This is a genomic window from Sphingopyxis sp. H053 (assembly GCF_001468225.1).
Lineage (GTDB): Bacteria > Pseudomonadota > Alphaproteobacteria > Sphingomonadales > Sphingomonadaceae > Sphingopyxis.
Window position 1 is genome coordinate 51,862 of the sequence record NZ_LNRU01000016.1, and the last position, 17,697, is coordinate 69,558.

21 protein-coding genes are annotated in these 17,697 nt (G+C 66.1%); 13 read left to right on the top strand and 8 right to left on the bottom strand.

Annotated features, from left to right (window positions below):
• Positions 1–34: 34 nt before the first annotated feature.
• A complete protein-coding gene (gene purC, locus ATE70_RS22325) occupies positions 35–814 on the bottom strand; it encodes a phosphoribosylaminoimidazolesuccinocarboxamide synthase (protein WP_056368675.1) in 780 nt (259 codons plus the stop codon).
• Positions 815–1,025: 211 nt separating this feature from the next.
• On the opposite strand from purC, the gene ATE70_RS22330 reads away from it, so the two are divergent.
• On the top strand, positions 1,026–1,949 hold the full coding sequence (locus ATE70_RS22330) for a crotonase/enoyl-CoA hydratase family protein (RefSeq protein ID WP_058539742.1): 924 nt from the start codon (positions 1,026–1,028) through the stop codon (positions 1,947–1,949).
• Here the strand turns inward: ATE70_RS22330 and ATE70_RS22335 are convergent.
• From ATE70_RS22335 to ATE70_RS22345, 3 genes are read right to left on the bottom strand one after another with little or no spacing between them, the layout of a single operon-like run.
• Complete coding sequence (locus tag ATE70_RS22335; protein WP_058539743.1) at positions 1,940–2,149, bottom strand: hypothetical protein; 210 nt, start codon at positions 2,147–2,149, stop codon at positions 1,940–1,942. The genes ATE70_RS22330 and ATE70_RS22335 overlap by 10 nt on opposite strands.
• Positions 2,150–2,170: 21 nt before the next feature.
• Entirely contained in the window at positions 2,171–2,593 is a 423-nt protein-coding gene (locus ATE70_RS22340) for an SRPBCC family protein (RefSeq protein ID WP_058539744.1), read from the bottom strand.
• Positions 2,590–2,916 (bottom strand): ArsR/SmtB family transcription factor, encoded by a 327-nt coding sequence (locus ATE70_RS22345; protein WP_037513915.1) that lies wholly within the window; start codon positions 2,914–2,916, stop codon positions 2,590–2,592. The genes ATE70_RS22340 and ATE70_RS22345 overlap by 4 nt, the downstream gene beginning before the upstream one ends.
• Before the next feature lie 45 nt (positions 2,917–2,961).
• Here ATE70_RS22345 and ATE70_RS22350 point away from each other — a divergent pair, with 45 nt between their 5' ends.
• Positions 2,962–3,519, top strand: coding sequence for a RidA family protein (locus ATE70_RS22350; RefSeq protein WP_197411543.1), 558 nt, complete (start codon positions 2,962–2,964; stop codon positions 3,517–3,519).
• Positions 3,520–3,527: 8 nt separating this feature from the next.
• Here ATE70_RS22350 and ATE70_RS22355 read toward each other — a convergent pair whose 3' ends face one another.
• Positions 3,528–3,944, bottom strand: a complete 417-nt coding sequence (locus ATE70_RS22355; RefSeq protein WP_058539746.1) for an Lrp/AsnC family transcriptional regulator — start codon at positions 3,942–3,944, stop codon at positions 3,528–3,530.
• Positions 3,945–4,060: 116 nt separating this feature from the next.
• Between ATE70_RS22355 and ATE70_RS22360 the strand changes: the two genes are divergently transcribed.
• The gene (locus ATE70_RS22360) at positions 4,061–4,963 is read left to right on the top strand and encodes a TolB family protein (protein WP_058539747.1); all 903 of its coding nucleotides are present in this window, start codon (positions 4,061–4,063) and stop codon (positions 4,961–4,963) included.
• Here ATE70_RS22360 and ATE70_RS22365 read toward each other — a convergent pair.
• Positions 4,948–6,579 (bottom strand): alkaline phosphatase D family protein, encoded by a 1,632-nt coding sequence (locus tag ATE70_RS22365; RefSeq protein ID WP_058539748.1) that lies wholly within the window; start codon positions 6,577–6,579, stop codon positions 4,948–4,950. The two genes, ATE70_RS22360 and ATE70_RS22365, sit on opposite strands and share 16 nt — an antisense overlap.
• 56 nt (positions 6,580–6,635) lie before the next feature.
• Positions 6,636–7,760 carry a DUF3667 domain-containing protein gene (locus tag ATE70_RS22370; protein ID WP_058539779.1) on the bottom strand — a complete coding sequence of 375 codons (1,125 nt, stop codon included), beginning with the start codon at positions 7,758–7,760 and terminating at the stop codon, positions 6,636–6,638.
• A 79-nt stretch (positions 7,761–7,839) separates the two neighbouring features.
• On the opposite strand from ATE70_RS22370, the gene ATE70_RS22375 reads away from it, so the two are divergent.
• The 10 genes from ATE70_RS22375 to ATE70_RS22415 all read left to right on the top strand — a co-directional run bounded on the left by ATE70_RS22375 (position 7,840) and on the right by ATE70_RS22415 (position 15,696).
• Positions 7,840–9,126 (top strand): glutamate-5-semialdehyde dehydrogenase, encoded by a 1,287-nt coding sequence (locus ATE70_RS22375; protein WP_058539749.1) that lies wholly within the window; start codon positions 7,840–7,842, stop codon positions 9,124–9,126.
• Positions 9,123–9,755, top strand: coding sequence for a hypothetical protein (locus tag ATE70_RS25005; protein ID WP_156420175.1), 633 nt, complete (start codon positions 9,123–9,125; stop codon positions 9,753–9,755). Before ATE70_RS22375 ends, ATE70_RS25005 begins: the two co-directional genes overlap by 4 nt.
• Entirely contained in the window at positions 9,752–10,405 is a 654-nt protein-coding gene (locus ATE70_RS22380) for a nicotinate-nucleotide adenylyltransferase (RefSeq protein ID WP_058539750.1), read from the top strand. The genes ATE70_RS25005 and ATE70_RS22380 overlap by 4 nt, the downstream gene beginning before the upstream one ends.
• Positions 10,402–10,800, top strand: coding sequence for a ribosome silencing factor (rsfS, locus tag ATE70_RS22385; RefSeq protein ID WP_137893304.1), 399 nt, complete (start codon positions 10,402–10,404; stop codon positions 10,798–10,800). Before ATE70_RS22380 ends, rsfS begins: the two co-directional genes overlap by 4 nt.
• A gap of 33 nt (positions 10,801–10,833) precedes the next feature.
• Positions 10,834–11,262 carry a 23S rRNA (pseudouridine(1915)-N(3))-methyltransferase RlmH gene (locus ATE70_RS22390; RefSeq protein WP_058539751.1) on the top strand — a complete coding sequence of 143 codons (429 nt, stop codon included), beginning with the start codon at positions 10,834–10,836 and terminating at the stop codon, positions 11,260–11,262.
• Positions 11,259–12,476 carry a murein hydrolase activator EnvC family protein gene (locus ATE70_RS22395; protein ID WP_058539752.1) on the top strand — a complete coding sequence of 406 codons (1,218 nt, stop codon included), beginning with the start codon at positions 11,259–11,261 and terminating at the stop codon, positions 12,474–12,476. The genes ATE70_RS22390 and ATE70_RS22395 overlap by 4 nt, the downstream gene beginning before the upstream one ends.
• Before the next feature lie 134 nt (positions 12,477–12,610).
• Entirely contained in the window at positions 12,611–14,008 is a 1,398-nt protein-coding gene (locus ATE70_RS22400; RefSeq protein ID WP_058539753.1) for a S41 family peptidase, read from the top strand.
• An 11-nt stretch (positions 14,009–14,019) separates the two neighbouring features.
• Positions 14,020–14,502, top strand: coding sequence for a disulfide bond formation protein B (locus tag ATE70_RS22405; protein ID WP_058539754.1), 483 nt, complete (start codon positions 14,020–14,022; stop codon positions 14,500–14,502).
• Positions 14,499–15,014, top strand: coding sequence for a demethoxyubiquinone hydroxylase family protein (locus ATE70_RS22410; RefSeq protein WP_058539755.1), 516 nt, complete (start codon positions 14,499–14,501; stop codon positions 15,012–15,014). The genes ATE70_RS22405 and ATE70_RS22410 overlap by 4 nt, the downstream gene beginning before the upstream one ends.
• 79 nt (positions 15,015–15,093) lie before the next feature.
• Entirely contained in the window at positions 15,094–15,696 is a 603-nt protein-coding gene (locus ATE70_RS22415; RefSeq protein WP_058539756.1) for a hypothetical protein, read from the top strand.
• A 55-nt stretch (positions 15,697–15,751) separates the two neighbouring features.
• Here the strand turns inward: ATE70_RS22415 and ATE70_RS22420 are convergent, their stop codons facing one another.
• Positions 15,752–17,689 (bottom strand): S9 family peptidase, encoded by a 1,938-nt coding sequence (locus tag ATE70_RS22420; protein ID WP_058539757.1) that lies wholly within the window; start codon positions 17,687–17,689, stop codon positions 15,752–15,754.
• Positions 17,690–17,697: the final 8 nt, after the last annotated feature.

The window sequence follows — 17,697 nt, forward strand, 5'->3', positions numbered from 1 at the left end:
GATAATTTCGGAGATCTATCGCCGCGGCCCGGGCCTATTTGTCGCGCTTCTTCCGATGACTCTCAAGGTCGAGCACGGCATTCTCGCCGCCCTCGGGCAGCAGGCCGAGCCGGCGCGCGACTTCCTGATAGGCCTCGACTTCGCCGCCGAGGTCGCGGCGGAAGCGGTCCTTGTCGAGCTTTTCGTTCGTCGTCATGTCCCACAGACGACAACCATCCGGGCTGATTTCGTCGGCGAGGATGATGCGGCTGAAGTCGCCTTCATAAAGGCGCCCGAACTCGAGCTTGAAGTCGACGAGGCGGATGCCGACCGCGGCGAACATGCCCGACATGAAGTCGTTGATGCGGATCGCCATGTCCTGGATGTCGTGAAGCTCGTCCTGGCTGCACCAGTTGAAGCAGGCGATATGCTCCTCGGCGACGAGTGGATCGCCGAGCGCGTCATCCTTGTAGCAATATTCGATCAAGGTGCGGGGAAGCTGCGTCCCCTCCTCGATGCCGAGGCGCTTCGACAGCGTGCCCGCGGCGACGTTGCGCACGATCACTTCGATCGGCACGATCTCGACCTGACGGATCAGCTGCTCGCGCATGTTGAGGCGGCGGATGAAATGGTGCGGCACGCCGATATTGCCGAGCAAGGTGAAGACATGCTCCGAAATCCGGTTGTTGAGCACGCCCTTGCCGCTGATCGTGCCCTTTTTCTGCGCGTTGAACGCGGTCGCATCATCCTTGAAATACTGGATGAGCGTGCCCGGTTCGGGGCCCTCGTACAGGATCTTCGCTTTGCCTTCGTAAATCTGGCGGCGACGGGACATGGCGTGCAAACTTTCTGTCGGAACCAAATGAATGACCCCGGCAAAGCGACTCAGACGGAGCGCGGCGCCGGGGCGGTTGGGCGCCCTATAGCGGCAAAGGTCGGGCGCGTCATCCCCGGCATCGCACGCGCTGATTTACGTTTACGTCAACTAGAGCTTGCACTCCTCCGCCTCGCTTGCGACGCTGCACAAAAGCCAAGGAGAGAGATGGATGAGCTTCGACCAGATTCGCCTCGACAAGCATGAAGGCATCGCGCTGCTGACGCTGCATCGCCCCGACCGGATGAACGCCTTTACCACCGAGATGATGCTGGAGATCGTCGCCGCGCTCGACGAGTGCGACGCCGACGACGGTGTGCGCGCGGTGATCTTCACCGGATCGGGCGACCGCGCCTATTGCGCCGGCGCCGACCTCGGTCAGGGCGCCGCGACCTTCGATTATGACAAGCGCACCGACAAGGCGGCGCTGCTGCCCGAGGGCATGGCGGCGAGCCCGGTCGCCGAGGACGGCACGATCGACTGGTCACACCCGCTGATCCGCGATTCGGGCGGGCGCGTCTCGATGCGCATCTTCGACTGCAAGAAACCGGTATTAGGCGCGATCAACGGCGCCGCGGTCGGCATCGGCGCGACGATGACGCTGTCGATGGACGCGCGCCTCGCGAGCGAGACCGCGCGTTATGGCTTCGTCTTCGCGCGCCGCGGCATCGTGCCCGAGGCGGCGTCGAGCTGGTTCCTGCCGCGTCTGGTCGGCATCCAGAATGCGGTCGACTGGTGCTATTCGGGGCGGCTGATCGACGCCGCCGAGGCGCATGCGAAGGGGCTGGTGCAATCGGTCCACGCGCCCGGCGAACTGGTCGACGCGGCGATCGCCAAGGCGCGCGAGCTGACCGACCACAGCGCACCCGTGTCGGTCGCGCTTACCCGCCACATGCTGTGGCGGATGCTCGGCGCGCCGCATCCGATGAGCGCGCACCGCTGGGACAGCCGCGCGATCTTCGCGCGCGGGCGCAGCGCCGACGCCGCCGAGGGCGTGTCGAGCTTCCTCGAAAAGCGTCCCGCGAACTTCACCGTGAGCGTCGCGAACGACTATCCCTGGTTTGCGGAGTTCGAGGATACGCCGCCTTACGGCTGAACGCGCTTCCGGAAATAGGGCCGGAAAAACATATAGAGGCCCGAGAATATCAGCAGGAAGAGCGGCGGCAGCGGCAGATAATAGACCCACTGGGCGGGCTCCTGCCCCACTCCCAGCGTCACGAAAATCGCGAGCACGATCGCCGAAAAGAGGATCGACACCCAGCGGTGAAATTGCCGGATCCACAGGTTCCAGTTCATAAGATTCTCCCTGTTTGATTGTCAGTCGAGCTTGGCCACGACCTTTTCCAGATTTTCGAGATGGATGCGCCAGCCGCCCTTGGCGCCGCCGAAGGCCTGCTTCTGGTCGGGGCGGAAACCGACCTGCTCCATGCGCAGCAGCGTTCCGGCCGCGGTCGGTTCGAGCGTGAAGGTGACGACGCTGTCCAGCGCGTAGGCCGGATCATCGTGCGTGGTATTCCAAACGTAGGACAGCGTCCGCCCCGGTTCGACATCGAGGATTTCACAATCGACATGGCCCCAGTCGCCGCGCAGCTGGAAGCGGTGGCCAAGGTCGAGGCCGAAATCATTCTTCATCAGCCATTCCTCGATCAGATGCTGTTGCGTCAGCGCGCGCCACAGCTTTTCGGGCGGGTGCGGGATTTCGCGTTCAACGGTTACGGTGCGCACGTCGGTATCGGTCATTGATCCATCCTTTTGAGCAAATTTTCGAGATCATCGAACCGCGCTTCCCAGAAGCGGTTCATGCGCCCGGTCCAGTCGACCAGCGGCGCGAGCGCGCGCTGCTGCGCGCTGTAATGCGTTTGCCGCCCCTCGTGCCGGTCGAGCACCAGCCCCGCCTGTTTGAGGATGCCGAGATGCTTCGACACCGCGGGCTGAGAAATCCCCGCGCCCGCGGTCAGCGCGCCGACCGTCTGCTCGCCGTCGAGGCAGAGCCGTTCGAACAGCGCGCGCCGGCTGGGATCGGCGAGCGCCTTGAAGAGAAGATCGGGCGAGGGTTGCGTCATAATTCATAACTCACTGGCTATGCATTTTCTCATAACCATGTAGTTATGAATGTCAAGCGCCGCCCTTGCGGCGGCCCTGCCGCCCATCGGACGCTGGAGCCCGGCTCCGCTTTCGCATTGCATGTGGCAGTGAACCGGGCCGGCCTCCCTTCCGTCCATCCTTCGCGCCGCATCGTCTGCGCCGGGGTACTGGCGGGTCTGACCGTCCCGTCCATTGCAATTGCGAGGCCCGCCATGTCCAATCGCGCGATCAATCCCACCGGCGTTTCCTATGCGCAGGCGCATCTTGTCGAAGCGCCAACGCGATGGCTGTTCGTCAGCGGCCAGATTCCGGTCGACGAGACGGATAAGGTGCCGGCGGGATTCGAGGACCAGTGCCGGCTCGTCTGGCGCAATATCGAAAAACAGCTTCTAGCTGGCGGGATGACCTTTCAGGATCTGGTCAAGGTCACCGTTTTCCTGTCGGACCACCGGTATCGCGCGGCGAATTACGAAGTCCGGCACGAAGTGCTGGGCGGCCACTCGCCTGCGCTGACGATCATCATCGCTGGCATTTACGATGAGGCGTGGCTGCTTGAAATCGAGGCGATCGCGGCCGCCTAGCGGTCCCGTTAGCGATCCTTGTCGCGCTTCAGGATGAGCGCGGTCGTTGTGTCTTCGACCCCCGCAATCAGCGCGATCCGGTCGCGCGCGGCGTTGAGCTGCGCCGCGTCGGCCGCCTCGATCTCGACGAGCAGGTCGATCTCGCCGCTCAGCGAATAGCAGCGCGCGACCTCCACCATGCCGGTCACCGCCGCGACAATGTCGGGCGAAGGCGTGCGCGCCAGCCGCAGCTGCAGGATCGCCGCAATCCCGCCCTCGTCGACAATGCGCGCGTGATAGCCGCCGATCGTTCCCGCGGCTTCCAGCTTCGACAATCGTTCGCGCACCGAGCTGCGCGCGAGGCCGACGGTCGCGGCGAGCGTCTTCAATGGCAGGCGGGCGTTGCCGCGCAGCATCGCCACGATTTGCCGGTCGATCGCGTCCATATCCTCTCCCCCGCCGCCCTTGTGGCGCCGCCACCGCCGATCGGACGCTGGCCAAGCGCTTGCCGCCCGGCAAAATTCACCGCGCTTCTGCTAGCGTCTTGCCGGAGAGAAAGTCCATGATGTTTGCCCACCGCGTTCCCGTATGGCTCTCCCTCGCCGCGCTGGCGGGATGCACCGCGGCGGCGGATCTCCCGATGCCGGGCGCCGCGAAGCTGTGGACCCCGGCCGCCATCTCGGGATCCGGTTATGAATCCTCGCCGACTTTCACGCCCGACGGGCGGACGATGGTCTACCTCGCGGCCGACAAGGATTTTCGGAACTACCGGCTGATGCAATCGCGCTGCGAAAACGGCGCATGGGGCAAACCCGCGCCGCCGCGCTTTGCGATGCCGCTGCCGGTGATCGAGGCCGATCCTTTCGTCACTCCCGACGGCAAGCGGCTCTATTATATCTCGTCGCGCCATGCGCCCGCGAAGGAGGATTTCGACATCTGGTATGTCGAGCGCACCGCGGATGGCGGCTGGGGCGAGCCGCAGCGCCTGCCCGAACCGGTCAACTCGTCCGCCGCCGAGCTGCTGCCGCGCACCGATTCCGACGGCCGCCTCTACTTCGGGTCGAGCCGCAAGGGCAGCGCTGGCGGCGGCGACATCTATGTCGCGACCGAAGTCCGGCCGGGCGAGTGGACGGTCGCCAACCTTGGTCCGCCGGTCAGCGCCGGAGCCTATGAGTATGAGGCGGAGATTTCGCGCGACGGAAAGACGATGATCGTCGTGTCCGATCGCGGCGATCGGTCGCATCTCTACCGCTATCGCCGCGAGGGCGAACGCTGGGTCGAGGCCGGGCGCATTCCCGCCGATCCCGCCCAGTTCCAGGTGGGCCCGCTGCTGTCGCCGAAGGGCGACCGGCTGCTCTTCGCGCAGCGGCACGGCGATCGGTCGGGCGAGATGTTCCTGATCGATCTCGTCCCAGAGCCCGACCGGTCGTGGCCGCCGACGTGCGGCGATCAGGCGGCGTCGTAGACGCGCCGCCCGCGCGTTGCGGTCATGCTGTGCGTATTCTTCAGCGCGAGCGAGCGTGCCCGGATCGTTTCGACGCTGTGCCAGTTCGCGGTCACCCGCTCGGGGGAGAATTGCACGGTCACATAGCCGCGATCCGCGGTATTCGCCCATTTGAGCTGCGGCGACGAGCGGCGCAGCGCCGTCACGCGCGCCTCGTCGGTCACGCCCTTGATATAGCTTTCATACCCCGGCGATGTGACGCTCTGTCCGGCAATCTCGATCCCCGCCGGTCGGCCATCCTCGGCAAGGTCGAAGGCCCAGGCGTTGTGCGTGTCGCCGGTCAGCGTGACGAGGTCGGCGTCGGCGCGCTGCGCCGCGGCGAGCAGGCGCGAACGCGCGGCGGGATAGCCGTCCCACGCGTCGAGGTTGAGCGGCAGCCCCGCCTTGGCCGCCAGCTGGCCCGCCTCGACCCGGCGGCGAATATAGTCGGGCTGCTCGCCGGCGAACCAGTCGCGCGTTTCGGGCGGCGTGAAGAGCGTGCCCATCACGACCTGCTGCGCGCAAACCTGCCAGCGCGTTCCCGCCCTGGTCGAGGCGGCAAGCCCGTCGAACAGCCATTTTTCCTGCGCCGCGCCGAGCATCTGGCGCGCGGCGTCGCGGTAGCCGGTTTCGGCGAACTGCTTGAGCTTTGCCGCGGCATCGCCGCCGCCCGCGATAATCTCGTCGACCTCGAACTGCCGGTCGCGCGCCGTCACGCGCGTTTCGGGAAGGAAGATCGTCGCGAGGTCGCCGACCTGATATTGGCGCCAGCGTGCGTCGGCGACGGGCATCCATTCGCGATAGGCGCGTTCGGCGGCGGCCATGCGCGCCGCCCAGTCGCCTTCGCCTTCATTATGGTTCTCGGCGGCGCCCTTCCACACGTCGTTCGCGAATTCATGGTCGTCCCACTGGGCGATCATCGGGAACAGCTGGTGCAGCTTCTGCAGGTCGGGGTCGGCACGATAAGCCGCATAGCGAAGGCGATAATCGGCAAGAGCGACGATCTCCTGCGCCGGCTGGCTCTCGCGCCCGGGCAGCGCCTGCTTCGCCGAAGGATAGTCGCCGGCCTTATATTCGTAGAGATAGTCGCCGACATGCGCGACGAGGTCGATGTCGCCGCGCGCCGCGGCATGGCCATAGGCATTGAACCAGCCGAACGGCATGTTCGAGCAGGAAAAGAGTGCGAGATTGAACGCCTTCGTCGACCCCTGCGGCAAGGTGCGCGTGCGGCCGGTCACCGACCTGGTGCCATCGGGGGCGATGAAGCGATAATGATACCAGCGGCCGGGCGCGAGCCCGTCGACGACCAGCTTTGCGGTATGATCGCGCTCGCCTGCCGCGACGACGCTGCCGCCCGCAACAACCTTGGAGAAATCCTCGCTTTCCGACAATTCGGCGGTCAGCGCCGTGTCGTTCGCGGCGGCATAGCGCGTCCAGAGCAGCACCGAATTCGGCCCCGGCTCGCCGCTCGCGACGCCATGGGTAAAGCCCTGCGCCATCATCGCGCGCGCGGCGCCCGGCAGCGACAGCGCCGCCAGCCCGACGGTGCCCAGCTTGATCAGATGACGCCGGTCGATCTCGCCCCAATGGTGATGCATCGCGAATCTCCTCCTCTTTGGCCGGGTCTTTGCCCCGCCTTTGTGACGATTCGGTGCTAGCCCATCACCCCGAGCGCGAGCAGGAGCAGCATGAAGGTGATGACCGAAAAGAGGCTGAAAAAGAGCAGCAGGCTCGTGCGCACGAGCGCCCCGAAGCGCGACGAGCGATAGGCGCCACGAAGCTGGCGGTACATATGGAAGGGCACATAGAGCATCGCGAACGCGGTCGCGACGTCGCCGAATATTGTCAGATTGAACAAGCGCACGACGACGAACAGGAGCAACATGAAGCTGATCGAGTAAGTCACGAAGACGAAATGGTCGTAGGTGTGAAAGCGGCGACTGAACGGAAAGAGCAGCCACATGAAGGGCAGCGACAGCGGGATCAGCGCCCAGGCGAATTTATACGCGTTCGCCTGTAATTTGTATAATATGAGCGCGGGGTTCGCGTTCGCCTTTTCAAGGCCCTCGTCGATGAACGGCACCCCGGTATTGAAATTGGTGCGTGAAACGAATTCGACGCTGGTCATCATCTGCTGCGCCGGATCGTCGAGCACCGGCGGCCCGTTGGCACGCTCTTCCTTGCTCATGCTGCGCGCGACGCCGAGATAGTTGGCGCTTTTCTGGAGCGTTTCGCGCTCTTCGACGAGCAGGCGGCGTTCGGCCGCCTTCAAGTCCTTGACCGCGAGGCTTGCGTCGACGCGCTTGACCTCCTCCTCGAAACTTTCCTTGAGCGCGTTCGAGCGCGTCTGCTCGGCCGCTGCCTTCGCGATCCCCTCGCCGACCCCGCCACCGCTGCCGACGATGGCGAGCACGGCATAGGTCAGGAAGACCGCGAACAGGAACAGCGCAAGCGGCGAGATGAAACGCGCGCGCTCGCCGTGGATATAGCGCCGCGTCAGGTCGCCCGGCCGCCAGCTGAGCAGCGGCAGCGTGTTCCAGACCTTACCTTCAAAATGGAAGATCGCGTGGACCAGATCGTGCCCGATTGCGCCGAAGCTGCGATGCACGTCGGCGCGCTGCCCGCAATAATGGCAATGCGAGCCCGCGAGGCTGGTGCCGCAGTTGAGGCAGCGCGCGCCGGCATGGGGTGCGCCCGTGCCCCCATGCCGCGGCTCGACCGCCTGCCCTGCCAACCCGGCGGTAACCGCCGCCCCGATGCCTTCGATGTCCCCGCTCATGGCGCCCTGCCTAAAGGCGCGCGCGGCAGCGCGCAACGGGACTTTCGGGGGTCAGGTAAAACGTGATAGTGGCAGCGCCATGAACGCCGAAGCCCTCTCCGCCCCGCCGATGCCCGGCGATGCCGCCGCCCTGATCGCCGACATGGGCGCGCGCGCGCGCGCCGCGTCGAAAGCGCTCGCGCTGGCGCCAACGGCGGATAAGGCGGCTGGACTGGTTGCGGCGGCGGCGCAGATTCGCGCGCGGGCGGCGGATATTCTTGCGGCCAATGCCGAGGACATGGCGGCAGGACAGAAGAATGGCCTGTCGGGCGCGATGCTCGACCGGTTGCGGCTCGACAAGGGCCGGCTCGCCGCTATCGCCGATGCGATCGACGATGTCGCGGCACTGCCCGACCCGTCGGGCGCCGAGATCGACCGCGTGACGCGACCCAACGGCCTCGTGCTGAGCCGCGTGCGCGTGCCGCTCGGCGTCGTCGGTATCATCTATGAAAGCCGGCCCAATGTAACCGCCGATGCCGCCGCGCTCGGGCTGATGTCGGGCAATGCCGTGATCCTGCGCGGCGGCAGCGAGGCGGTGCATTCAAACCGCGCGCTTCACGCGGCCTTCGCGGCGGGGCTGGTCGAGGCGGGCCTGCCCGCCGACGCGGTGCAGCTGGTGCCGACGCAGGACCGCGCCGCCGTCGGCGCGATGCTGCGCGCGCAGGGGCTGATTGACATCATCATTCCGCGCGGCGGCAAGGGGCTGGTCGCGCGCGTGCAGGACGAGGCGCGCGTGCCCGTGCTCGCGCATCTCGACGGGATCAACCATCTCTATATCGACGGCGCCGCCGATCCCGCAAAAGCCGTCGAACTCGCGGTTAACGCCAAGATGCGCCGCACGGGCGTGTGCGGCGCGACCGAAACCATCCTGATCGACCGCGCCTATCCCGCACCGCTCGCCATCGTCGACGCGCTGGTCAAGGCGGGCTGCGAAGTGCGCGGCGACAAGGGCGTCGTGGCGCTGAGCCCGCATGTCGACGCGGCATCGGCGGGCGACTGGGACACCGAATATCTCGACGCGATCGTGTCGATCGCGATGGTCGACGGCCTTTCCGGCGCGCTCGCGCATATCGACGCGCATTCGAGCCGCCACACCGACGCAATCGTCACCGAGGATGCGGCGGCCGCCGAGCGCTTCCTGACGGGGGTCGACAGCGCGATCGTGATGCACAATGCCTCGACGCAGTTCGCCGACGGCGGCGAATTCGGCCTCGGCGCCGAAATCGGCATCGCCACGGGCCGCCTCCACGCCCGCGGTCCCGTCGCGCTGGAGGGGCTCACGACATATAAATGGCTGGTGCGTGGCACGGGACAGGTCCGGCCTTGATAAAGCCGACCCCGCGCCTTTTAGTCGTACTGTTCGTGATCATCGCTTTTGACGCGACGCCTTTTATCTGGCTCATCGCGCGCGACATGGCGAGCGTGTCATTCGTCAGTGACAAGCAGGTGATTGAACAGCGCAAAAAGGCAATTTTTGCTGGCCTTGTGGATGAAGTTCAGCGACGTCAGGACATTGACCATGTGCCTGGCTTCGTCTTGACATCCATCATTCTTAGCTACCCTTCGTGCGAGACATTGGTTGGCGGCACGATCCGGATCGACCACAAGACCAGTAGGACCAGACCGGAGCCAATACTTCGAAGTAGAGCCGAAATAGCTGGATTTTTTCGTGCTATTGCGCCCAATCGACTGGCCATGCGCGGCTATCAAATCAATCAGGCTTCACAAGCTTTCGGAAGTCTTGAAGCCTCCGTCATTCGCGCTTGCATCGCTGCGACGCCCTTCCAAGCGACGTGCATGGAAAATTATCAGAAAGCCGTTGCAGACAAAGGCTCTCGTTTCGAAGAGCGCCTTGTTGAACTGGGTTTTCTAAAGATTGTAGCCGGTGCCTCATCTGATTGGCCCGGCTATTGTTACGCTCTACCGGACATCGAAATCTCAAGCGAACGCCCATGATCCCCACCGGGCTCCTCGGCGGCAGCTTCAATCCCGCGCATGGCGGGCATCGCGCGATCAGCCTGAACGCGATCGATGCGCTCGGCCTCGACGAGCTGTGGTGGCTGGTGTCGCCCGGCAATCCCTTGAAGCCCAAGGCGGGGATGGCGTCTCTTCCCGCGCGCCTCGGCTCGGCGCAGCGCATGGCGCGGCGCTCGCCGATTCGCGCAACGGGAATCGAGGCCGAACTCGGCACGCGCTACACAATCGACACGCTCAAAAAGCTCGTCCGGCGTTACCCGAACCGGCAGTTCATCTGGATCATGGGGGCCGATAATCTGGTCCAGTTGCCCCAATGGCGCGACTGGCGGGGGATTGCCCGACTCATGCCGATTGCGGTTATCGCGCGTCCGGGCTATAATGACCGTGCCCATGCAAGGCGTGCGATGGGTTGGCTTCGGCGCTTCGTCCGGCCCGTGGACCAGAAATTACATTGGACGGACTGGAGACCGCCCGCCCTCGTGTTCCTGCGATTTTCGCCCGATGTGCGATCCGCAACTGCGATACGGCAGGCCAACCCCCGCTGGTTCGAACGCTATGAAGGCCGCGCCTTGCGCGACCCGCTGACCCGTTCGCGCCTTGTGGACCCGACTAGGAAAGGACGCATTTGATCTCCGCAACCCAGGATGCCGCCACCGGCGCCGCATCCGCCAACGATAACGTGGATACGCTCCACGCGCTGATCCTCCACCAGCTGGATGAGGACCAGGCCCAGGAAACCATCTCCATCCCGCTTGCCGGTAAAAGCAGCATCGCCGATCATATGGTGATCGCGAGCGGCCGGTCGACGCGCCATGTCTCGGCGATTGCCGAGAAACTGGCACAGCGGATCAAGCAGGAAGCGGGCCGCCAGGTTCGCGTCGAAGGACTGCCCAATGCCGATTGGGTGCTGCTCGATGCGGGCGATGTCATCGTCCATCTGTTCCGCCCCGAGGTGCGTAGCTTCTACAACCTCGAGCGCATGTGGTCGTTCGGCGACGCGCCGCCGGTTACCGCGGCAAATTGACGTCCGCCCCGCCTACCGGCTAGGCGGACGCTCATGTTGCTGCACATCATCGCGCGCGGGCGCATCGGGCGCGGGCCCGAGGCCGAACTGGTCGAGCGCTATATGAAGCGCGTGACCTGGGCGCAGAAGATTTCGGAGCTTCCCGATACGGGCGGCCGTCTGCCCGCCGCGGCGGAGAATAGCCGCACCATCTTGCTCGACGAGGGCGGCGACCAGATGTCGTCGCTCGAATTTGCCAAATTGCTCGAAAAATGGCGCGACGGCGGGGTGCGCGAGGCGCGCTTCTGCCTCGGCGCCGCCGACGGTTTCACGCCCGAGGAGCGCGAAGGCGCCGATAAGGTCATCGCCTTTGGCCGCGCGACCTGGCCGCATCTGATGGCGCGCGCGATGCTCGCCGAACAATTGTGGCGCGCGACGAGCATTGTCGCGAACCACCCCTATCACCGCGAAGGGCGCCAGTGAGGCGCGCGCTCGCGGCTCTCGCGATCACCGCCGTTTTGGGCGGCGGGGCGGCGCTCGCGCTGGCGCCGATCGACATCTTCGATCCACAGGCGATCGCGGCGCGCGAGCGCATGCAGCTGATCGATGCCAAGCAACAATCGGCGGCGGCGATGGCGCGCAGCGCGTTGCTCGAAAAACAGGCGGTGGCGGCGAGCAGCGAGGCCGACCGGCTGAAGAAACGCAGCGCCGCGCTCGCCGCGCGCATCCAGTCGGCCGAGGCCGACATCGGCGCCGGCGAAGCCCGCGTCGCGCTCGTCAGCCGCCGTCTTGCGGGTCAGCGCGCGCGGCTGGCGCAGCAGCAGCAACCCTTGCTCGAACTCGCCGCATCGCTTCAGCAATTGAGCCGCCAGCCCCCCGTCAGCGTGCTCGCGCAGCCGGGATCGCTGACCGACATCGTGCATGCGCGCGCGGTAATCGACGCCGCGATGCCGGTGATCGAACGCCGCACCGCCGGAGCGCGGCGCGAACTCGCGGCGCTGCAGACGGTACGACAGCAGCAGGCGATCGCATTGAAGGCGCTTTCGGCGAGCAAGACGCAGCTCGCGCAGCGCCGCGACGCGCTCACGCGGCTCGAAAACGAAGGCCGGCTGCGCTCGCGCGAGCTGATGAGCAGCGCGCAGCTCGAGGCCGACCGCGCGCTCGGGCTTGGCGAAAAGGCGCGCGACATCGTCGACCTGATGGACTCGCTCGAAGCCGATGGCGCGGTGCGCGCCGAACTGGCGCAGCTCGCCGGCCCGCTGCCCCGCCCGCGCAATCCCGAAGGCAGCATCGCCGCCGCCGTACCGCCCGCCGCCGCCGAGTCCGAATTGACGCAAGGCGCCTATCGTCTGCCCGTCGTGGGGCGCATCGTCGCGGGGCTGGGCGAGGTCAACGAGAGCGGCGTGCGCTCGCGCGGCGTGACGATCGCGGCGCGCCCGGGCGGGCAGGTCGTCGCCCCCGCCCCGGGCCGCGTCGGCTTTGCCGGCGATTATCGCGGCTATGGCAAGATCGTGATCATCGACCATGGCGGCGGCTGGGTGTCGCTGCTCACCGGCATGATCGCATTGTCGGTCGGGGTCGGCGATACGCTCGATTCGGGGGCGCCGATCGGCCGCGCCGGATCCGACGACAGCCGCATCACCGTCGAGCTCCGCCGCGCCGGCCGTCCCGTCGATATTGTCGCGATGATCGGCTGAGCGGCACCGTTAATCGCCCGTTCGGCCGCTGTCTCGCATAGGGATGCACCGCTTGACGCCCGCAGATTTGCATAGGAGGATGGCGTGCCGGGGATTATAAGGCGGGATTGCTCTCGCGTGACTGAAAGACGCCCATGACCGAATCGACCAAGACCGCCGTGTCCCCGAAGCGCCGCTTCGCCTTGTGGCAGGGCGCCGCCGCGCTCTCGACGCTGGCGCTCGTTCCGCTCGCGACCGGCGCGATGGCGACCGTCGATTCGAAGACGCAGGAAGAAATTTCGCGCTTCATGGACGTCTATCTCGAGGTCAAATCCAACTATGTCGAACCGGTCGACGATTCGAAGCTGATCGAAGGCGCGATCAACGGCATGCTCGCCAGCCTCGACCCGCATTCGGGCTATCTCGACGCGCGGGGCTTTTCGAACCTGCGCACGCAGACCGACGGCGAATATGGCGGGCTCGGCCTGTCGGTGACGATGGAAGACGGCGTCGTGAAGGTGATCGCGCCGACCGCCGACACCCCGGCCGCCAAGGCGGGGATCAAGGCGGGCGATTATATCACGCACATCAACAAGGAACTGATCTTCGGCCTGACGCTCGACGAGGCGGTCGAACAGATGCGCGGGCGTCCGGGCACCGAGATCGGGATCACTGTCGTGCGCGAAGGCCAGGACAAGCCGATCGAGATGACGCTGACGCGCGAAATCATCGACCTGAAGCCCGTGAAATGGGAAGTCAGCGGCGATGTCGGCGTGCTCACCGTCGCCAGCTTCTCGGCCGACGCGACCACCGACCTCAAGGCCGCGATGATGGCGGTCGAAAAATCGCTCGGCAAGAAACCGCGCGGCTGGATTCTCGACCTTCGCTCGAACCCCGGCGGTCTGCTCGACGAAGCCGTCGGGATCAGCGACCTGTTCCTCGAACGCGGCGAGATCGTTTCGCAGCGCGGCCGCAAAAAGGGCGACATCGAACGTTATTTCGCCGAGCCCGGCGACCTCGCCGGCGGCGCGCCGGTCGTCGTGCTGATCGACTCGGGATCGGCCTCGGCGTCCGAAATCGTCGCGGGCGCACTGCAGGACCAGCACCGTGCGGTCGTGATGGGCGAACGCAGCTTCGGCAAGGGATCGGTGCAGACCGTCCTGCCGCTGACCGACACCACCGCGCTGCGCCTGACCACCGCGCGTTACTACACCCCGTCGGGCCGCAGCGTGCAGGAAGGCGGGATCGAGCCCGATATCCGCGTGCCGCAGATTTCGGATCCCGACTATGCCTCGCGGCCGAAGTTCCGCGAAAGCGACCTGCGCCGCCACCTGATCAACGAAAAGAAGGTCGACAACGGCCTGCTTGAGAAGGATGAAAAGGCCGACCCGCGCTTCACCGCGACTGCCGCCGAACTGAAGGCGAAGGGCATCGAGGACTTCCAGCTCCACTATGCGCTGCAGACGATCGGGCGCATCGGCCCGGTCGCCCCGCGCATGGCGCAAAGCGGCAAGCCGCCGGTCAAGCCCGCCAAGCCGACCGCGCGCAACTAGGGGCGCGGGACATGCTGAACTCGCGGCTTTCCGCGCCCGTCGCCGCGTTTCTTGCGCCGCTGCTGCTCTATGGCGGCGCGCTCGTGTCGCAATATGGCTTTGGCCTGCACCCGTGCGAGATGTGTTACTGGCAGCGCTGGCCGCATCAGGCGGCGATCGTGCTCGCGCTGCTCGCGCTGCTGCTGCGCGGCAATGACAAGGCGATGCGTGCGCTCACGCTGCTCGCCGCCGTCGCGATTGCGGTGAGCGGCGCGATCGGTGTCTTTCACGCCGGGGTCGAATATGGCTTCTGGGAAGGCGTCACGACCTGCGCGACCGGCGCTGCTGGCCCCGTGTCGCTCGATTCGATCATGAACGCGCCGCTGATCCGCTGCGACACCGCGCAATGGACGCTCTTCGGCATCTCGCTCGCGGGTTTCAACGCGATCTTCTCACTGGGCGCGGCCGCGCTCGTCTTGACCTTGCTGCGCCGGAAGACCACATCGGCAACATGATGAACAAGCGCACCGCATCGATGATCCGCGTCGACCAGGCGGGCGAATATGGCGCGACGCGCATCTACGCGGGCCAGCTGGCGGTGATGGGCGACCGCCACCCGATGGCGCGCGAGATCGCGCATATGGCCGAACAGGAAGAGCGGCACCGCAAATTCTTCGATGCCATGATCGCAAAACGCGGTGTGCGCCCGACCGCGCTCCAGCCCTTCTGGAACGTCGCGGGCTTTGCCTTGGGCGCGGTGACCGCCGCCATGGGGCCGCGCGCCGCGATGGCGTGCACTGCCGCGGTCGAGACCGAGATTGATCGCCACTACCAGCACCAGCTCGACGAGCTGGGCGACAGCGATCCCCAGCTCAGCGCCGCGGTCGACGAATTCCGCGCCGAGGAGCTGGAGCATAAGGAAGCCGCGCTTGCGGCGGGTGCCGAGAGCGCGCCCGGTTACCCGGTCCTGAGCTTTGCGATCCGCGCGGGTTGCCGTGCAGCCATCGCGCTGTCGAAACGTATCTGATAGAATAACCGCTGACGCCGTTCACGACGGATGCAGGTGGTGGCTGCCATGCCGCCCGAAACGACAAAGGAAGATCGAGATGACCCGCCTCCCCCTGTTCGCGCTGATCCTCGCCGGCAGCGCCGCCCTGCCCGCCGCGGCACAGCAAACCGTGGTCGAGGGCGAAAAGGTCAATCAGGTTGTCGTCTACGGCGACGACCAATGCCCCAAAGGCGCCGCTGACGAAATTCTGGTCTGCGCGAAGCTTCCGGAAACCGAACGCTATCGCGTTCCAGAGATGCTCCGCGGCAATCCGCTGGACGTCCGCAACGAAGCCTGGGCGAACAAGGTTGTTGCGGTCGAACGCATCGGCCGCTTTGGCACCGACAGCTGCTCGCCCACCGGCCTCGGTGGCTTCACTGGCTGTACGCAGGCGCTGGTCGCCGGCGCGAAGGCCGAACGCCAGGCCGCGAACAAGACCGACTGGCAGGCGATGATCGCCGACGAACGCGCCAAGCGCATCGCGGGCATCGACGCCGCATCGGACGAAGTCGAAGCCGCGGTCGTCGCCGAGGAACGCGCGCTCGCCGAACGGCAGAAGGCGGCCGCGGAACTCGAGCGTCAGGCGAGCGGCCAGGCGCCCGCGCCGACCGCCCCCGACGAAGCCGACGCGGCGCCGCTGCCGACCCCGCCGAAGCACTGAGCCGGCTTTCCGGCAAGCGCCGCGCCCGGCATTCGCCGGAGGGTGACGTCCGCCGTCAGTTCAGCAGATATGTCTGCCAGAAGAGCAGCGAAGACCAGAATGTGTAGTCCACATTCTCCTTCTTGCCCCACTGGTGCCCCTCGTTCGTCGCCACCAGATGCCAGGCGGTGCCGCCGCCCTTGCGCACCGCGGCCACGACCTGATCCGCTTCGGACGCGGGCACGCGCGGGTCGTTGGCACCGGTCACGACAAACAGCGGCTTGCGGATGTCCGCAACACGCGTGAGCGGCGAGATTTCCGTCAGCTTTCGGCGCTGCGCCGGATCGCGTTCGTCGCCATATTCGACGCGGCGCAGATCGCGGCGATATTCCTGCGTATTCTCGAGGAAAGTCACGAAGTCGGAGATGGCGACCACGCAGAGGTTCGCGCGCAGCTTGTCGGCGAAATGCGTCGCGGCGGCGTAGCACATATAACCGCCATAGCTGCGCCCGGTCAGGCCGAAACGCGACGCGTCGAGCCGCGTGTCCTTGGCAAGGACATCGAGGAACACCCCCATGTCCTTGACGCTGTCCTCGCGCTTGAACGGCCCGTTATCGAGCCCGACGAAGCGCTTGCCGTAGCCGGTCGAGCCGCGGACGTTCGGATAGAAATAGGCGACCCCCAGCTCACCCACGATATAATTGGTGCTGCCCAGATATTCGGGGCGCCACTGGCTTTCGGGCCCGCCATGGACGTGCATGATCAGCGGCCGTTTGCCCGGAAATTTCGCGGGATCGGGGCGATAGAGAAAACCCGACATCGCGGTGCCGTCGAAGCTCTTGATGCTCACCAGTTCGGGTTCGACGTTGCGCGCGACATCCAGCCCGCCGGTCTCGCTCTGCGTCCAGCGCGTCACGGCGAGCGTTTCGGGGTCGATGCTATAGGCATCGGCCGCGCTGCGCGCCGACGTGAAACCAATGCCGATCGCGCCCCACGGTGCGATGTCGATATGCCCAATAACACCCGCAGGCAGCGCGTCGACCGTGCGTGCCCGCCCGCTCGCGACGTCGAGCAGGCGCAGCCGGCTTACGCCCGCCTCGTTGACCGCATAGGCGATGAAACGCCCGTCTCCCGAGATGTCGAACGCCTCGACATCCCATTTTTCCGCCGGGCCGCGCGGCGTGAACGCGCCGGTCGCGGGATCGAGCGTGCCGAGGCGCTGCACGTCGCTGCCGGCGTCGCTCGCCACCCAGATCGTGCCGTCGGGCGCGAAGGCGGCGCCGCTAAAAGCGATCTTCTTTCCGTGGTCACCGACCGGCGTCATCTTTCCGCTCGCAAGGTCGAGACGGAACAGATCGGTCTTTTCGACCGACGCCGAGCGCGTGACGAGCGCCCAGCTCTTGTCGGGCGCGAACCCTGCGACCGACCAGCCGTTGCTGTCGACCTGCCCGGCCAGTCGCGCCGACGCGGGGTCGCGCGGGTCCATGACATAGATATCATTGTCGCGGCCGTTGCGGCGGGTCGAGGTGAAAGCGACGAGGCTACCGTCCTTGCTCCACGCATCGAGCGAATTGCGGCTTTTTCCGTCGGTCAGCATCGTCAGCCGGCCATCCTTCATCGCGAAAATCTGATAAAATTCGCTGCCGCCGATGTCCTTTTCGATCAACATCACATCGCCGGTTCCGGGCGCCCAGCCGCCATGCGCAACCGGTTCGGCCTCGAAGGTCAGCTGCTCGCGCGCGCCGAGCGGCCGCGCGACGCGGTGAAGCTGCGCCGTGTTACCGAACCGCGTCGCGACAAGCATCGACCGGTCGGCGGGGTTCCAGCCGACGAAGGCCGCGGTCCGATATTCGAGATAGGGCCGGGTCGACGCCGCCAGCGCCGCGGGCACCGCGGGCACACCGTCGGCGACAAGCGCCGCGGGCTTCGGTTCGGCGGCCGGAGCCTCTTCCCCAGCGCCCAGCGCGGGTGCGATGGGCAAGGCAAGGGCGGCCACAACGGCGAGATAACGCATGATTGATT

Coding starts and splice junctions, on each gene's coding strand:
- purC (WP_056368675.1), bottom strand. CDS start 814: ATGTCCCGTCGCCGCCAGATTTACGAAGGCAAAGCGAAGATCCTGTAC.
- ATE70_RS22330 (WP_058539742.1), top strand. CDS start 1,026: ATGAGCTTCGACCAGATTCGCCTCGACAAGCATGAAGGCATCGCGCTG.
- ATE70_RS22335 (WP_058539743.1), bottom strand. CDS start 2,149: ATGAACTGGAACCTGTGGATCCGGCAATTTCACCGCTGGGTGTCGATC.
- ATE70_RS22340 (WP_058539744.1), bottom strand. CDS start 2,593: ATGACCGATACCGACGTGCGCACCGTAACCGTTGAACGCGAAATCCCG.
- ATE70_RS22345 (WP_037513915.1), bottom strand. CDS start 2,916: ATGACGCAACCCTCGCCCGATCTTCTCTTCAAGGCGCTCGCCGATCCC.
- ATE70_RS22350 (WP_197411543.1), top strand. CDS start 2,962: ATGAATGTCAAGCGCCGCCCTTGCGGCGGCCCTGCCGCCCATCGGACG.
- ATE70_RS22355 (WP_058539746.1), bottom strand. CDS start 3,944: ATGGACGCGATCGACCGGCAAATCGTGGCGATGCTGCGCGGCAACGCC.
- ATE70_RS22360 (WP_058539747.1), top strand. CDS start 4,061: ATGATGTTTGCCCACCGCGTTCCCGTATGGCTCTCCCTCGCCGCGCTG.
- ATE70_RS22365 (WP_058539748.1), bottom strand. CDS start 6,579: ATGCATCACCATTGGGGCGAGATCGACCGGCGTCATCTGATCAAGCTG.
- ATE70_RS22370 (WP_058539779.1), bottom strand. CDS start 7,760: ATGAGCGGGGACATCGAAGGCATCGGGGCGGCGGTTACCGCCGGGTTG.
- ATE70_RS22375 (WP_058539749.1), top strand. CDS start 7,840: ATGAACGCCGAAGCCCTCTCCGCCCCGCCGATGCCCGGCGATGCCGCC.
- ATE70_RS22380 (WP_058539750.1), top strand. CDS start 9,752: ATGATCCCCACCGGGCTCCTCGGCGGCAGCTTCAATCCCGCGCATGGC.
- ATE70_RS22390 (WP_058539751.1), top strand. CDS start 10,834: ATGTTGCTGCACATCATCGCGCGCGGGCGCATCGGGCGCGGGCCCGAG.
- ATE70_RS22400 (WP_058539753.1), top strand. CDS start 12,611: ATGACCGAATCGACCAAGACCGCCGTGTCCCCGAAGCGCCGCTTCGCC.
- ATE70_RS22405 (WP_058539754.1), top strand. CDS start 14,020: ATGCTGAACTCGCGGCTTTCCGCGCCCGTCGCCGCGTTTCTTGCGCCG.
- ATE70_RS22410 (WP_058539755.1), top strand. CDS start 14,499: ATGATGAACAAGCGCACCGCATCGATGATCCGCGTCGACCAGGCGGGC.
- ATE70_RS22415 (WP_058539756.1), top strand. CDS start 15,094: ATGACCCGCCTCCCCCTGTTCGCGCTGATCCTCGCCGGCAGCGCCGCC.
- ATE70_RS22420 (WP_058539757.1), bottom strand. CDS start 17,689: ATGCGTTATCTCGCCGTTGTGGCCGCCCTTGCCTTGCCCATCGCACCC.